Below are 15,592 nucleotides of genomic sequence, written 5' to 3' on the forward strand. Positions count from 1 at the left end.
TGCGATTTTGAAGCTTGTTCAGGCTATTGCTACTTAACGAAAGCACATTTTTATTAAAATCCTGGGGGAAATCAACTCCAATAACAAAATCACATACAATTAAATAGGTGGAAGGGAGGAGTAATCACATGTTTTCTATCGGTAATGAGGCTTTAAAATTAGTTAAGGTGAAAAGTATGGAACAGGTCGAAAACCTTTTACATGGGTTGGAAAGCGGTCAAACTCATAACTCTGACTTTTACTCTCTGAATGCACTAAGAGAAATAAACAGAAAGCGTCTGCAGGAAGCGTGGTTATGGTGCTGGAGAGGTCTGTATGATTTCCCGGAAAGTGAAAAGCTTTTGTCGTTGATGGGACTGGTAAACAAATCGTTAAACAGGGGGACTTCAATAAATCATGAGGGCCAAAAAGAAGCAGGAGTTACCCAAAAGGATAACGATTTATTAGCCAATTCATCCAGCAATCACACTAAATTAAAGGTTTTACAGGGAACGATGGAAATTGCTAATCAAATGAATACTATTGGTAAAGGGATCAAAAGATTAGGGCATCAAAATGATACACTAAACTATTACCCGTATTATTTAGGCTATACGTCGGATTACACCTGGCCTATCAGTAGAGAAACGAACACTAGCGAGTTAAATGAGAAGCTCAAAAAATTGGCCTTTGATTTGCTCCCTTATTATGATTTATTTCATTTTCATTTTGGCAGGACACTTACCCTTGATAACTCCGATCTTGATTTAATTAAGCAGCACAACAAGCAAATCATTATGCATCATTGGGGAAGCGATGTCCGATTACTATCTTCAGCCTTGAAAACTAATCCGTATGCCAAAGCAAAAATAACTAATGAGAAGTGGCTGGCTGATAAGCTTGCTTATTTGTCGGGGAAAATCCCCTATTGTATTGTTGCTGACGAGGAGATGCGTCAATATGTTGAAAAGTTTTATGAAAAAGTATTTATTGTACCATTAATGATTGATTTGCAAATATACCGCCCGCTGGAAATAAAATCCGATAAAACACAGCAAAAGCTGAAGATCGTCCATGCCCCCACTTCTCCGGCAGTTAAGGGTACACCGTTTATATTGGAAGCAATGGAGAAATTGAAACAGGAGTACACCTTTGAATTTAAACTCATCCAAGGGTTATCACATGAACAAGCTAAACAAGAATATCAATCTGCTGACCTAATTATCGATCAGCTGCATATCGGAAGTTATGGCTTATTGGCAGTAGAAGCGATGGCGATGGGGAAGCCGGTTATATGCTGGATCAGCGAGTTCATGAAGGAGAAGTATCCAAAAAATTTACCGATCATTTCTGCAAACCCGGATACGATTGAAGCGGTAATGAAGCATGTGTTTAACAATCAAGATCAGCTAATGGAAATAGGGGAGAGGGGTAGAAGGTATGTAGAGCTCCATCACAATATGGTCCAAAATAGCAAAGAGTTATTAAAAATCTATCAGTGGATGGCTGGCCATAACATATAATACAAATCAACCAATGGTGTAAGAACCATTGGTTGATTCGCTTTTTTTTCTAAGGCGGACCGACTTTAGCAAGAATCTAAACAATCTTACGTTTATTTAAAGGTTTTGCCGGTGACCCTGCCACAACGTCATCATCCGTTATATTTTTAGTTACTACTGCCCCCGCCCCAACAATGACTCGTTCTCCAATTGTCACACTTGGAAGCAGGGTAGCGTTATTCCCTACTTTCGCTCCCTTTTTTAAAGTAGGACCCTTATGCTCGTAGTTTCCCATTCCCATATATTTATCGTTTGAGGAAGAACAACAGGGGCCGATGAAGACTTCGTCCTCGATGGTCATATCAGCTGTTATATATGAACTTGTCTGAATGGTCACACGCTTCCCAATATAGGTATTGTTTTCGACCATTGCATTTCTTCCTATAATACTATCTTCCCGGATCTCTACTCCTTCCCGTATGCTTGCCAAGTCTCCAATCAATATCCCTTTATGAATAACGCTTCCTTTATAGATAACACAGTGATTACCAATGGTTACTTGGTCGTCAATCAGTAAAGGGGGGATATCTTTGGCTGGGTGTCTGGCCATTTTTTTGTTGGAAGATGGCGTTTTTCCTAATGAAGTTAAATCCCCCACGTACACATTGCTGCCAATAATAGTCCCTTGTTTAATGACTACAAAGTTGCCGATTGTGGTGTTATTTCCAATAATTACATCGGGCTCAATGACAACATTCTCTCCTAGTGATACATTTTCTCCAATAAAAGCACTTGAATGAATCATTTACTCACTTCCTGTTTTTTTATTTTTACTTTGCATTTCCAAAGTAGAAAAAGAGGGGAGAGGAGCTGGAACAGGCTTTCCTGATTGGTGTGACTTGTAAAGGCCAAAAATGGCCATTAACGCTTTCTTTCCTTCTCTCCCATCTACCAATACTTTTTTCTTTTGATTTGTCAGCGCTCCGATGAAATTTTTGTACATATACAAGTGTTCATCTTTTTGTTCGGCTAGAACCATTAATTCTTCTGAGATTTCTGGATGGTTTTTGATATAGCACCTGTCCAGTTGGTCTAAAGAAGGCCCACCGAGGCTAATTGTGCCGTGCTCGGCAAAAACCGAAAGGTGGTACCCTATATTGTTCGGCTGTGTGATTGTATTTGCTTCGATTACACCCTTCGCTTTGTTTTGGAAGGATATGATACCTGAAGCAACATCCTCCGTTTCCTTATAATCTCCCTGGTTAGCGATTTCTCCATAAATCGATTCCATGTCACCAAAAAACCAAGTCAAAAGGTCAACTAAATGGATACCTTGGTTCACCAGCATGCCGCCATCCATTGCCCAGCTTCCGCGCCATCCAGCAGATGCATAATAATCGTGGGAGCGATTGATTCTTATCGATGCAACGCCTAGATAAGGAGCCCCGAGTAATCCCTCTTCTAACAAGGTTTTAATTCTTGATAACAGTGGGCGGTATCGCAGTTGGTGGCATACTAAAACTTGTTTACCAGTTGTTTCGGCAAGGCGGATAATATCGTCTGCTTCCTTAAGGGAAAGGGCGATTGGTTTTTCTAAGATCACATGCTTACCATGCTGGAGAGCTTCGATAGCTATTTGGGCATGAAGGCCGCTAATTACAGCGACAATAACTATATCAATAGCTGAATCCTCAAGCATTTCATGATAGTCGCTGTATTGTTTGATGGTGTCTGTTCTGGCAGTATTTCTCAGGTAATCATTTGCTGCCGCCTCCATTCGCTGTACTTGCACGTCACTGACAGCTGTCAATGTCACCTCTGTTAATCTGCTAATTGTGTCTAAATGCTTTTGGGAAATATGTCCACAGCCGATTAAACCAATGGTGTAGCTCATAATATATCATCCATTCCTTTAATCGCTGCAATAACTTCATTCTGCTCTTCTTCAGTCAGGAAGGGATGCATAGGGATAGCTAACAAGCTCTCTGAAAGCTGCTCAGCAATTGGAAAATCCCCCTGTTGATAACCCAAGTCCTGATAAGCCTCTTGCAGGTGCAAACAACACGGATAATAAACCCCTGAGCCAATTTGGGCGTTTGCTAAATAGCTGACTGCTTTATCCCGATTATGAACCTTTAAAGAATATAAATGATAGGTGTGCATTCGGTCCGCTTTTTTAAAGGGGGTTTCAATTCCTTTAAGTTGAGCTAATTGATTGTCGTACCTTGAAGCAGCTAACCGCCGTTGGCTATTCCATTGGTCGATATACTTTAGGCAAATTAACAGGATAGCAGCATGAATTTCATCTAACCGGCTGTTATATCCTGACTTCTCATGATAATATTTGCTGTTGCTCCCATGCACCCGCAACTTTCTTATTTCTGAAGCAAGTGCTTCATCTGAGGTGGTGATGATGCCGCCGTCGCCTATAGTTCCTAGATTTTTTGTTGGGAAAAACGAGAAACAAGCAGCATCTCCAATGCCTCCGACCTCCCTTTCTTTATATTGAGCTCCGAAGGCCTGACAGGCGTCTTCAATCACCTTAAGTCCATGTTTGGATGCTGTGGTCATGATAGCGTCCATATCGGCAGGCTGGCCGAATAAGTGGACGGGAATAATCGCTTTGGTAGCGGGCGTTATTTTATCGGCGATTGTATCAGCCTTAATATTAAAGGTCGCCGAATCAACATCTACAAAGACTGGGGTTGCTCCTGTCCGTGTTATTGCTTCAGCGGTGGCGAAAAAGGTGAACGGGCTGGTAATAACTTCATCGCCTTCTCCTATTCCTAAAGCCTCCAGTGTGAGGACAAGAGCATCTGTGCCATTGGCAACAGCAATCGCCTCTGTAGTTCCAACCCTTGCGGCAATTTGCTTTTCCAACTCCTCTCCTTTTGGCCCCAAAATGTAGCTGCCGCTTTCAATTACCTGACTGATATCTGCTAAAATTTCTTCCTGAATAGAGATGAATTGTTTTTTTAAATTAATTAATGGAATCATTCTAAATCTCCTTTGCTTCAGTGTTCGTTTTATATGAGCTTATACATTAGAATATTGGAAGTTCATTTATCGGGTAACGGCAGACATCTTATTTAATGGACAAATCTATTATCCAATTATTGATCAAAACTAGTAATAGTGCCTTTTTTAAGGATAGATTTGCACAGCATCTCTTTTTTCCTCATATACAGTAATAGCTTTACAGACAAATGAAAGGAAAATCAAAATGAAAGTTGAGGAAAAGAAGGGAACGACAACAAATAAATATAGCAATTCACTGCCGACTGTAGGGGTAGTGGGACTGGGGTACGTCGGTCTCCCAGTAGCAATAGGTTTTTCGGAAAAGTACCCTGTAATTGGGTTTGATGTCGATAAAAGCAAGATAGAATCACTAAAGAAAGGGATAGATGTAACAGGAGAAGCGGCGGCTGAGCAGTTGAAGAAATCAGGAATAAATTTTACATCCCAAGCAGATAGCTTGAAAGTCTGCGACTTTATCATTGTTGCTGTTCCTACTCCTATCAACAAAAATATGGAGCCTGATTTAACTTATTTATTGGCTGCCTCAAAAACGATCGGCAGTCATCTTAAAGAAGGCGCTGTGGTGATTTATGAATCAACCGTATATCCTGGTGCCACTGAAGAAGCTTGCATTCCTGTGCTTCAAGAGTATTCAGGGATGAAAGCAGGTGAAAATTTTTTTGTTGCCTATTCTCCAGAAAGAATTAATCCAGGGGATAAAGAACATACCTTTCGTACCATTGAAAAGGTTGTTTCTGCTCAAGATGAAGCGACATTGGAAAAGGTATTCCACCTTTATCAAAGTGTCATTCAGGCTCCTGTTTTCAAAGCTGCTTCCATAAAAGTAGCCGAGACTTCAAAAGTATTGGAAAATACGCAAAGAGACATCAATATTGCGCTTATGAACGAACTTTCCTTAATTTGCGATAAAGTTGGAATTAATACCTTTGATGTATTAGAAGCGGCGAAAACAAAGTGGAACTTTTTACCATTCACTCCCGGTCTTGTCGGTGGGCATTGTATAGGTGTTGATCCATATTATTTAATCCACAAGGCGAAGATGATGGATTATCACCCTGATTTTTTAGCATCAGCAAGAAGAGTAAATGATTCGATGGCAGCCATTGTCACCCAATATGTTCTTGATATCATTATTAAAAATAAGCTGAAAACAGAGGATGTCCAAATTTCTGTCCTTGGTGTGACATTCAAAGAAAATGTAGCAGATATAAGAAATTCAAAAGCATTGGAAATCGTGCAACAGTTGGCTGCGTATGACTTACACCTGAATGTATGGGACCCCACCGTTAATTCCGAACAATTCAGGATTGATAATAGGGTTGATTTAGTGGATAGGAAAGACCTGGAAAAAGCAGATATTGTTTTATTATTAGTACCACATCAGCAATTCATCGATATGTCATCCGATGAAATTGCCAGACTATTAAAAAATGAAAAAAGTGTTATCATAGACATCAAAAATATTTGGGCTAAGCAAAATCTTCCGGAAAATGCGAAATATATTACGTTATAGCAAAAACATCTCTTTCCATGGAAAGAGATGTTTTTTTTGCTATAGATCACTAGCCGATAAGGAAGGCTTACTATATGCACGAGTTGCGTTTTATATCATCTTTTCCCAAATGGACTTGAAAAGGGATTTTTTTTCTGTCTGATTCTCCGCTTTGGCTGGTGCAGGTTTGGCAGGTGGTTCCGGTGAGGTTGCCCTTTCAACATGCGGCTTAGCCGGTGCTGCCGACGGTTTTGGGGCAACTTTCTCTTTTTGTTCGACTGCAGCTGCTTGCTCTTGTTCATTTATTTTATTGATATATTTTTGTTTTTCTTCTTGGCTTTTTAAGGATATTGGCTGTTCGGCTCCTTCATTTGTCGGAGCTGATGGACTTTTAGTCAACGATTTAGTGTGTGTCTGCCCGGTTTCCGGTTTTCTGGCAGTATTTGAAGAAGTATTTTGGTTCAGGGTATGTTTATTAGAATTGACCTTCGGGTGGGAACTATCTTTACTATCATACAGCTTATTTTTGTTCACTGTAGGATGATTTTTTCTCGTTTTTTTACCTATAACCGGGACAACAGAAGCCCCTTGCAAGTCCCTGTAATTGAACTGCTTCGGCTTATAAGCGGCAGAGTAATCGCTTTTAGGTTTTGGGGATGGCGCCGCTTTCTGCTGATTTGCTTGTTCTTTTTCCTTTATTAATGCTTTCATCTCCGCAATTTCTGTCTGTAATTCCTCAATCAATTTCATTTGTGGCGGAGAGGCAGAGTTATACTGTTCAGCATCTTGCCGAGATTGGTGGATGGTGGGTGGCGCACTTTCTTTTGGAGGTTGTGGGGCAGGATTATTGTTTGTTGGGACGGGTTCTTTTATATTGTTTAAAAAAGTTGAAGTCGGTTTCCGGGTTTGGTTTTGCTCATCCATCATATGTTTAAACTCCTTTCCGTATTCATTTTGTATTTGATCGCTGAGGTTATCTGTCATTTTTTGATCCAAGTAATATAGCTGCTGTAAGAGGATGCTGAAAACGGCTTTTGTGATATCGTTCTTAGGTTTATAAAAAGCGAACCCCAGGTTTTCCGTCGGATGATTGCGTTCATTTTCTTCTTTCCGGGAGAGAACAGGTGAGGTGCTTTTCCCTTGTTCGGTTAATTGTTTGAGTTCAGTAATTTTTTTTTCCTTTGATTGCAGGGATTTTTTTAATTCCTTATTTTCTTCTTGAAGTTCTTTCAAGTTAGTTTCTCGCTCCAATTCACTCTGCTCATTCAGCCTCCTCTTCAGTTGATCGTACTTCATTTGCAATTCCCGGTAATCTGCGCTCAAGTCATTATCCTGGTAGCTTTTTATCATTTTCTTGTACTTTCTTTGCTGGGTTAGTAGGTGATTGATCTCCTCTTTGCTATAACTTTTCACAATTAAATCACCTCGAGACCGATAATATATAAGATATATTATGAGCAGCTTTCCATGGGTGTGACAAATACCCGCGCGTAATCATAGTATATTATCAGCACTTATAACAAATTAGATAGACGCCCTTTTTAAACAAAATAACTAGAAATAGACTATTGACCTGTAGCAAGGCGGGGTTTATAACATAATTTGTTACTGAATAAAAATTATTAAAAGGAGTCGATAAATTTGGAGAGCCAATCTTTGCAGGGAGCTCAAGAGCTTCTTTGTATAAACACCGAAAAAGTTTACGATTGGGTAATCTTACAAGCTAATGTGAGCCAAAATGTACTTGCTGCAGCTCTTGGTGCGTTACCTATCGATCCGTGCGGACCTACTGTGAGCAATTTGACTACAACTTGTTTTTTAGTAGACCCGGACACTGGAGAAGAATTACCGCCAAATGCAGAAATAACAATCGATGAACTGGGAGAAAGAGAAGACAGAACCTTCGTCATCGATGGTTCTCTGGTTACACTACAAAGAGTTACATTCACCAAAACCCTTTCTGTGGTCATAGAATTCAGCGGTTTAACTGGAACAACTCCATTTGTGGAAACAACTGAGCCAATTACGATTGAAATCCCGGAATCTCTATTCTTATGTGCACCAGAAGGAACCAGAATTGCTGTCAGATTATCTGATCTTGATTGCAGTGTTAACGTTAACTGCGTGGCAGCTGCCTTGACAAGTGTCGATATTGTCCTAAACATTTGTCAAAGTGTCCAATCTCTAGCTGATGTGACAATTGAACTAGTTGCAGATTTCTGCCAGCCAAGAGATGTCTTAGTAGAACAATGCCCTACTCCAACTATTCCGCCACAATGTCCAGTATTATTCCCTGGAAATTGCGATGACAACGAGCACGGAGCTACAACTACCCACCCAACACTTACCCGTCAGGATACGAATAATGGGTAAAGATATCAACTAGCGGCAAGCCGTTCCTTTCATAAGGAATGGCTTTTTTATTTGTCTATGGGCCAGACCGAAGTCTGGCCGTGGTTTTAGATAAACGTTTTTTTGGGCTTTCCTTTATCTGGAACAGGTCCGCATCCTGCGTTATTTACCGGCTGTCCTCTGCTTTCCTGGCTAAAATTTGATGAGGTAGATGGCGGTGAATAGGACAAGGATGATGACCCCGACGAAAATAAGGGAGTACTTTCTCGATGTGTTTGCCGTTTTTATTTCTTGCCAGTTTACTGGTTTGATGCCACTCAGCCAAAATACGAGGATGGCCGAGAGAATAATCGAATTAACATTAACAAGCAGCAATAAAAGAGGCGTAAGTGCGTTTTGCCAGGAAGCAGCTCCCACCATCATGCCTAAAACGATGGCGGGAGGTAACAAGGCTACAGACACCATAACACCAACCAAAGCTTCTGAGGCCCTTTTAATAAAAGATAAGGCTCCGGCGGCTCCGGCAGCCAAGGCTACAGCGATATCAATGATTTGGATATCGGTACGGGATAAAAATTCCTGGCTGTTGGCGGGCAGTGTAAATAAAAAACCAAAAATTGCAGCGATGATTAAGGGGATTGATAATCCATACATAGAAGTAATGACAGATTGACGCATTAAAATAAAATCCCCCAGTACAGAAGCGAAGGCTGCAGAGGTGAATGGTCCGATAAGAGGTGCGATTACCATTGCTCCAATGACAATAGCCGGACTGTCTTTAACAATGCCGACAGTGGCGACTATTGCTGACAGTAGCAGAAACCAGGTAAAACTATACGTGATTTCACTAGAAGTATGAACAACATTATATAATTCATGGCGGCTGGCACGGATCAACTCTGCTTTTGGGGATGGTTCATCTTTTGTATCTTCATCCTGCTCTTTTTCTTCTACAATTCGGGGAATATAGGTTTGCAAATTGAATAGTAATGCTTTGATTTCCTCATTATACTCTGCATTCAGTTCCAAAAAATTCAATATTTCTTCTGAGTGGCTGGCTTTTACTAAAATGCGGACAAGGGAGTACTTTTCTGATTCATCTGAATGCCAGTGTGTCACCACTGATAAATCTTGGAGCTGTTGATGAAAATTTTCCATGCTTTTCTTAGGTAAATAGACTTCAATCAGCTGCAGTTTCATACAATGGCCCCCTTTTTAATAAATCACCTGTAATTCATAAATTTAGCCAATGCATGAACTTTATACATACTAACCTGGATTTTATTTTGATAATAAGCTGGTCTGGTCACTGCTTATCATCATAAAATATATGCTTGAGTGTGAATGAGTCTCCTAATTCCATCATTCCGTAAGAAAATTGTGGTTGCCTTCGTTTATCTGTAGGAGAACCGGGATTGAATAAGGTTATTCCGTCTATTTCCTTTAAGACCGGAATATGTGAATGGCCGAAAATAATAATGTCTACATCCTCCTTTTTGAAGGCAGTAAGCGCCCGTCTTTCTGTAGTCAATCCTTTTCCGTCTCCGTGGATAAGCCCAACCTTAAAACCGTTCAGCTCTAATATTTTCTTTTCGCCGAATTTTTCTTGTATTTCCTGGTCATCTACATTACCGGCCACCCCTTTGACAGGGGCGTACTGTTCTAGTGTTTCCCACACCGAATTTGCTTGCCAGTCACCTGCATGTAGGATTAGATCCACTTGTTCCAGACCTTTCTTTAATTGACTGGGTAGTTGTTTCGCCATTCTCGGCATATGGGTATCTGAAATAATTGCAACTTTCATGAGCCGCCTCCTTGTGGTTTAGGTTTAAAAGACGTAGACAGCCTCGGTCTGAGGTCTTAGAAAAGTTCCATCTGTCAGCTGTTATGAGAAAAACGATTAACGTCTATACTAAAGTTAACAAAGAAGACAGGAGGAGTTCAGATGATCAACGAATATGAAATTCAGCAAATCGTAGATGCCCGACGCCCCAGATAATTTTGGTACTTGGTAAGGATAATTCTATGATAAAGGAGTTTAGCCAATGGGTATCTACTCGCATACGTGAACCTCTCCCTTTAGAGTTAAAGGGAGAGGTTATTTTATTGGCAGGTAGGAAAGTATAACCTCCCTGTATAAGCGCAACTAAAAGGATCGTCCATCGACGAGTTTTCTTTAGTGGAAATTTAATGATTTCTAAATGTTAATGCTCGTAAATCATCTTCCGGGTCATTCCTCCATCGATGATGAAGTTTTCTCCTGTGATAAAATCATTTGCTGGATCAGTTAAAAATAAACAGGCACGGGCTACGTCTTCCGGAGTTCCGACGCGGTTAGAGGGATGCTGGCTATGGTCAACCGGACGAAGGGTAGAATAGGTTTCCGTTTCAATCCACCCGGGGCTGATTGCATTTACTCTGATTCGATCTTCGCTTAAGGACATGGCTAAAGCATGGGTCAAAGCGGATATTCCGCCTTTCGATGCTGCATATGCTTCAGAATTTGCTTCAGACATAAAAGCGCGGGTAGAGGCAATATTGACAATCGAACCGCCAGTTTTATTTTTTCTTATATATTTGGCAGCTTCCCGGGCAGCTAAGAAGCTTCCTCTTAAATTAATGTTAAGCACTTCATCCCATTCATCTACCGTCAACTCATAAATGTTTTTAAAGCTGGATACACCTGCGTTATTAATTAAAATGTCTATTTTTCCGTACATTTCTATTGTTTTTTTGATTAGTTGATAGATATCATCAGGTTGACTGATATCTGTTGCTATAAATAGTGCTTTTCCATTATTTTTTTCTATTTTTTTGGCTGTTGATTGGCCTGCAGTTTTATTTTTGTCGGCTATGACTACTTGAGCTCCAGCATTACCATATGCAGTTGCGATTGCTGCACCGATGCCCTTTCCCCCGCCAGTAATTACTACTGTTATATCTTTGAAAGTCATTAGGTTCATCCTTTCCATAATATTTATATCTCCCGCTTAGTTGGAGAATCAAGATTTGTTTTGTTGTGTAGAATCTTCAGCAAACAAAGTAACAGACGGTCCACCGCTGTTCCCCTTATAAATCCTTTCTACATAATCTTCGGTGATTGCTTTTACCTCTTTATTTAAGAAGAGTAACGGAAATACATGGGTCAGGACAACAAAGGCGAGGATTAAGTCTAAAAACTGCCAGACAAACTGCAATCCGCCAATTGCGCCGACATAGATGGAAACAATGTAGACAAGGCGCATGCCTTTAGCAGCTTTTAATCCGAATAAGTATTCCACTTGTTTTTCTCCGTAAAAGAGGAGGACACCCAAAGTAGTAAGCACAAAAAATAAAAGAAAAACAGCAATAAATGCACCGCCGAAGCTAGCGCCGAACACACTGGAAAAGGCGACCGTAATCATATTGGATGCCTCGTCGGCTCCAATTTCCTGCCAGGCACCTGTTACAAGAACGGCAAGGCCGGAGATAGTGCAAATGACAACTGTATCGATAAAAACGCTGACGATTCCCCAGAGAGCCTGTTTGGAAGGATGGTCTGTTTGTGCAGCTGAGTGGGCAATTGGTGCGGTTCCAATCCCTGCTTCATTGGAATACAATCCACGGGCAATTCCCCAACGCAATGCCTGGGCAATCCCAGCCCCGGCAAAGCCACCCGCTGCTGAGACCGGTGTAAACGCATGGGTAAAAATTAACCCGAACACATGGGGCAGTTGATCGATATGGGCAAAAATAACCAGAAGAGCCGCAAGTAAGTAGGTGATGACCATGAAGGGCACAAGTTTATCTGTTATCTTACCAATTCGTTTGATTCCTCCTAAGATGATCAATCCGATCAAAACAGTAATGATAATCCCTGTCCACCATCTTGACCAGCCAAATGCTCCTTCTACTTGAGTAGCGATCGAGTTGGATTGCACCATGGAACTGGGAATTACTTCGAGCATAAGAAAAAATGCAAACAAAAACGCAATCTTATTCCAGCCTAGTGCCTTTTTAATATAGTATTGGGGACCGCCTACCCATTCTCCTTCTTTATTTTTTTCCCGGTATTTCAGACCGAGAGCTATCTCTGAATATTTGGTTGCCATTCCGATAAAGGCAACCATCCACATCCAGAACAGTGAGCCAGGCCCGCCGAGTGCTATGGCAACCGGCACACCAACAATGTTCGTGGCGCCAGCGGTGGAGGCCAAAGCTGAAGTGAAAGCCTGAAAAGGAGTTATCGATCCTTTGTGTTTATTTTTGCTGAAAATTTGTCCGAGAGTTTTATTCAGAGTATGGCCGAAAAAGCGAAATTGAAAAAACTTCAGCCTTATCGTAAAGAAGACTCCAGTAAATATAAGTATTATTGATAATAAGTATGTCCATAAAAAATTTGAAATACTTGTAACTAGGCTCTCAATGACTTCCATCATAATATCATTCCTATCCTTGTTTTTTTTAATAGTGATATTAAATACCCGTATTTCTCCGTTTTTAAGCTTTAATAGTTACTAGCGGGAAATTCAGGTCAGACTTTGGAAAATATAGATTGCCTGCTCCAAGCTTTTATAGGGCCGGAGAATGTCTTTTGTTTATTACAGCTGTGAATCCGGGAAATAAATAAACTAAGCCAGTTACTAGAGTTGATAGCGAAGTCTGTAATCGAAAAATTGTGAGGAGGTGCATAAATGTTCTCATTTTCCTGGACTAGTATCGGACGAGTGGCATTCATTGGTTTTTTAGCCTATATTGCTTTGATTTTATTATTAAGAATGACTGGTAAGCGGACGTTGACAAAGTTGAATGCCTTTGATCTAGTTGTAACGGTAGCAATTGGTTCTACATTGGCAACAATCCTGTTGAATAAGAATGTATCGTTAATGCAGGGAGTTACTGCATTAGCAACTTTAATATTTTTGCAGTTTATCTTTGCCTGGAGCTCTATTAGAAGCAGATTCATCAATCAGTTAATAAAATCTGAACCGAAATTGTTATTTTATCAGGGGCAGTTTTTTAAGGAATCCATGCGAAAGGAAAGAATCCAGCAAATTGAAATTTGGCAGGCAGCACGTACTAAGGGAATTTCATCCATGGATGAAGTGGAGGCGGTGATTCTCGAAACAGATGGCAGTATGTCATTAATTAAAAAATCAAACAACCAGAAAAATGATGACACCATGCAAAATGTAAAGGGCTATCACCCAGCAAACAAGGAATGAAGTGAAATAAGTGCATCGCGCTTTTAGAAGCTTTTGGTATAATAGGGACAGAATCAAAACCTCTTCAAGAAAGAAGTGGAAAAGTAGTATTATGAATATGTTTACCGAAAAAACCATTTATTTAATTCAAACAATTCCTGAAGGCAAAGTAATGACTTATGGCCAAATTGCTAAGATTGCGGGAAATCCCCGTGCAGCCCGGCAGGTGGCTCGTATATTACATTCCATGAGCAGGAAATACCGCCTCCCCTGGCATCGTGTAATAAATGCCAAAGGAGAAATTAGCATTCAGGGGGAGCAGCTTCATACACAAAAAATTCACCTGGAAATGGAAGGTGTACAGGTAACAGACGACAACAAAATTGATCTGGGGCGTTATCAATATTATCCAGAGGAGGGTGGAGATGGAGAATGAAACTATGGGCTAATCCATAATGATATCCATTCAGGCAACTTTTGTTTTGATGGAGAAAAATCCATGTGTTCGATTTTGATGATGCTTGTTACCTTTGGTATGTTTCTGATATCGCTATTCCATTTTATTATGCCGTTTTATCTGCAGGGTCTGGAATAATTAGCTTGGAGAGGGAGAATTTCGCCGCGCGATTTTTATCACTGTTTTTGGCAGGTTATTTAGAAGAAACAGAGCTGCCAGAAGACTGGAACACCCAATTTCACTTATTATTAAGGCTGCGGGATGTTACTCTCTACTCTGTGTTACATAAGAAAATAGCTGCAAAGGATCGTGATCAAAAAATAGCTCAGTTAATGAAGCGGCTTAGGTCAAGGATAGAAGATAAAAAGCCGATTGCAGAAGGAATAGCTGAATTAATCGTAACCTAAAAATCACCATGCTTTGGTGATTTTTTTTTATAGTGAAGAAAAGGCAGTAAATAGGATCAATATTACGAGTGAATATTTATATAGGAAGAAACTTGTCGAAACTGACTTAAAAAAGGTTGGTCAAAAATGCTGTTCAATATTCTGGTAGGATTTGTGCTGCTCTGACTTATTGCTATTATTCATTTAAATAACCAAAATAAAGCAATCCTTCCGATCATCGGACTAATAGGATGCGTGCTTTCCTTTGTTATAAATGAATTTGGGCTTTGGTTAGGGTATTGGCAGTTTGTTCCCAAAACGTACTTCCCTACAATCTAGGTATCTATCCTATCCTTGCCAGTTACATGATTTATTAAATAAATAAAACGGATAACCATTGAAGCTTCTTTATCATCTTGTTAGTAACGACATTAACTACTAGCCTTGAATATATAATGATAGTCAGCGAAAGAGCGTTCTATGGGAATGGATGGACGATAGCCTGGACATTTGTTTTTTACCTTATCCCGTATTTCCTGGTTTATTGTTTTTATCTTTATCTCATTAGAGGGCAGATCATTCTAGCTTCGTCATTGAGGAGTAAAACGTAGTGGGATTTTTTTCTAGTAAGTTTGTTGTTGTATTTCGTGTCACAGCATGATATATTGTTAAAGCTGTCCTAAACGGCGCAGCAAATTACGAAAAAACATGTTGACATAGTATTAATAACATGTTAAATTATTTAAGTCGCTTTTGAGAGCGAGGCATTAAAAAACTACTATATTATTAAAAAGTTATTGACATTCGCTTGGTAACTTGGTATAATATAAAAGTTGTCAATAAAACGACGAAAACTTTTGATCTTTGAAAACTGAACAAAACAACCAGTATGTCAAGTAAGAAACAAGCTAGTTTTTTGAACGAGCAAGCAAGCTCATATTTTATGGAGAGTTTGATCTTGGCTCAGGACGAACGCTGGCGGCGTGCCTAATACATGCAAGTCGAGCGCGTGAAGCAACTGGACCCCTTCGGGGTGAAAGCTGTGGAACGAGCGGCGGACGGGTGAGTAACACGTGGGCAACCTGCCTGTAAGACTGGGATAACCCCGGGAAACCGGGGCTAATACCGGGTAATACTTTTCTTCGCATGAAGGGAAGTTGAAAGGCGGCTTTTCGGAGCTGTCACTTACAGATGGGCCCGCG

Annotated in this window: 14 protein-coding genes and 1 rRNA gene; 7 read left to right on the plus strand and 8 right to left on the minus strand. The window is 40.3% G+C overall.

Features of this window, described 5'->3' with window-relative positions; translation table 11 throughout:
* The first annotated feature begins 128 nt into the window (after window positions 1–128).
* Complete coding sequence (locus BLR93_RS15850; protein WP_175559395.1) at window positions 129–1,502, plus strand: glycosyltransferase family protein; 1,374 nt, start codon at window positions 129–131, stop codon at window positions 1,500–1,502.
* Window positions 1,503–1,578: 76 nt separating this feature from the next.
* On the opposite strand, the gene BLR93_RS15855 is transcribed toward BLR93_RS15850, so the two are convergent.
* Genes BLR93_RS15855 through BLR93_RS15865 form a run of 3 tightly spaced genes read right to left on the minus strand, consistent with a single transcriptional unit; the run spans window position 1,579 to window position 4,478 of the window.
* Window positions 1,579–2,286: an N-acetyltransferase gene (locus BLR93_RS15855; RefSeq protein ID WP_093216676.1), complete on the minus strand. Its 708-nt coding sequence runs from the start codon at window positions 2,284–2,286 to the stop codon at window positions 1,579–1,581.
* Window positions 2,287–3,375, minus strand: coding sequence for a Gfo/Idh/MocA family protein (locus BLR93_RS15860; protein ID WP_093216679.1), 1,089 nt, complete (start codon window positions 3,373–3,375; stop codon window positions 2,287–2,289).
* Complete coding sequence (locus tag BLR93_RS15865; protein ID WP_093216682.1) at window positions 3,372–4,478, minus strand: DegT/DnrJ/EryC1/StrS family aminotransferase; 1,107 nt, start codon at window positions 4,476–4,478, stop codon at window positions 3,372–3,374. Before BLR93_RS15865 ends, BLR93_RS15860 begins: the two co-directional genes overlap by 4 nt.
* 226 nt (window positions 4,479–4,704) lie before the next feature.
* Between BLR93_RS15865 and BLR93_RS15870 the strand changes: the two genes are divergently transcribed.
* Complete coding sequence (locus tag BLR93_RS15870; RefSeq protein WP_093216684.1) at window positions 4,705–6,033, plus strand: nucleotide sugar dehydrogenase; 1,329 nt, start codon at window positions 4,705–4,707, stop codon at window positions 6,031–6,033.
* A 90-nt stretch (window positions 6,034–6,123) separates the two neighbouring features.
* On the opposite strand, the gene BLR93_RS15875 is transcribed toward BLR93_RS15870, so the two are convergent.
* On the minus strand, window positions 6,124–7,425 hold the full coding sequence (locus BLR93_RS15875; protein WP_093216687.1) for a hypothetical protein: 1,302 nt from the start codon (window positions 7,423–7,425) through the stop codon (window positions 6,124–6,126).
* A gap of 228 nt (window positions 7,426–7,653) precedes the next feature.
* Here BLR93_RS15875 and BLR93_RS15880 point away from each other — a divergent pair, with 228 nt between their 5' ends.
* Window positions 7,654–8,385 carry a BMQ_0737 family morphogenetic spore coat protein gene (locus BLR93_RS15880; protein ID WP_093216689.1) on the plus strand — a complete coding sequence of 244 codons (732 nt, stop codon included), beginning with the start codon at window positions 7,654–7,656 and terminating at the stop codon, window positions 8,383–8,385.
* A gap of 171 nt (window positions 8,386–8,556) precedes the next feature.
* Here BLR93_RS15880 and BLR93_RS15885 read toward each other — a convergent pair whose 3' ends face one another.
* The 4 genes from BLR93_RS15885 to BLR93_RS15900 form a co-directional block, all read right to left on the minus strand.
* Window positions 8,557–9,564, minus strand: a complete 1,008-nt coding sequence (locus tag BLR93_RS15885) for a TIGR00341 family protein (protein ID WP_093216692.1) — start codon at window positions 9,562–9,564, stop codon at window positions 8,557–8,559.
* A gap of 106 nt (window positions 9,565–9,670) precedes the next feature.
* Window positions 9,671–10,168 carry a metallophosphoesterase family protein gene (locus BLR93_RS15890; protein WP_093216694.1) on the minus strand — a complete coding sequence of 166 codons (498 nt, stop codon included), beginning with the start codon at window positions 10,166–10,168 and terminating at the stop codon, window positions 9,671–9,673.
* A gap of 400 nt (window positions 10,169–10,568) precedes the next feature.
* Window positions 10,569–11,318, minus strand: a complete 750-nt coding sequence (locus BLR93_RS15895; protein ID WP_093216697.1) for a glucose 1-dehydrogenase — start codon at window positions 11,316–11,318, stop codon at window positions 10,569–10,571.
* A gap of 48 nt (window positions 11,319–11,366) precedes the next feature.
* Window positions 11,367–12,782 carry an alanine/glycine:cation symporter family protein gene (locus BLR93_RS15900; RefSeq protein ID WP_245690178.1) on the minus strand — a complete coding sequence of 472 codons (1,416 nt, stop codon included), beginning with the start codon at window positions 12,780–12,782 and terminating at the stop codon, window positions 11,367–11,369.
* A 255-nt stretch (window positions 12,783–13,037) separates the two neighbouring features.
* On the opposite strand from BLR93_RS15900, the gene BLR93_RS15905 reads away from it, so the two are divergent.
* The 4 genes from BLR93_RS15905 to BLR93_RS15920 form a co-directional block, all read left to right on the plus strand.
* Window positions 13,038–13,568, plus strand: a complete 531-nt coding sequence (locus BLR93_RS15905; protein ID WP_093216700.1) for a DUF421 domain-containing protein — start codon at window positions 13,038–13,040, stop codon at window positions 13,566–13,568.
* A 91-nt stretch (window positions 13,569–13,659) separates the two neighbouring features.
* A complete protein-coding gene (locus tag BLR93_RS15910; protein ID WP_093216702.1) occupies window positions 13,660–13,983 on the plus strand; it encodes an MGMT family protein in 324 nt (107 codons plus the stop codon).
* Window positions 13,984–14,048: 65 nt separating this feature from the next.
* The gene (locus BLR93_RS15915) at window positions 14,049–14,411 is read left to right on the plus strand and encodes an aminoglycoside phosphotransferase/kinase family protein (protein WP_093216704.1); all 363 of its coding nucleotides are present in this window, start codon (window positions 14,049–14,051) and stop codon (window positions 14,409–14,411) included.
* A 919-nt stretch (window positions 14,412–15,330) separates the two neighbouring features.
* Window positions 15,331–15,592, plus strand: a 16S ribosomal RNA gene (locus BLR93_RS15920); the annotation flags it as partial.

The organism is Sediminibacillus albus (genome assembly GCF_900101125.1).
In the GTDB taxonomy this organism is placed as follows: Bacteria; Bacillota; Bacilli; order Bacillales; family Amphibacillaceae; genus Sediminibacillus; species Sediminibacillus albus.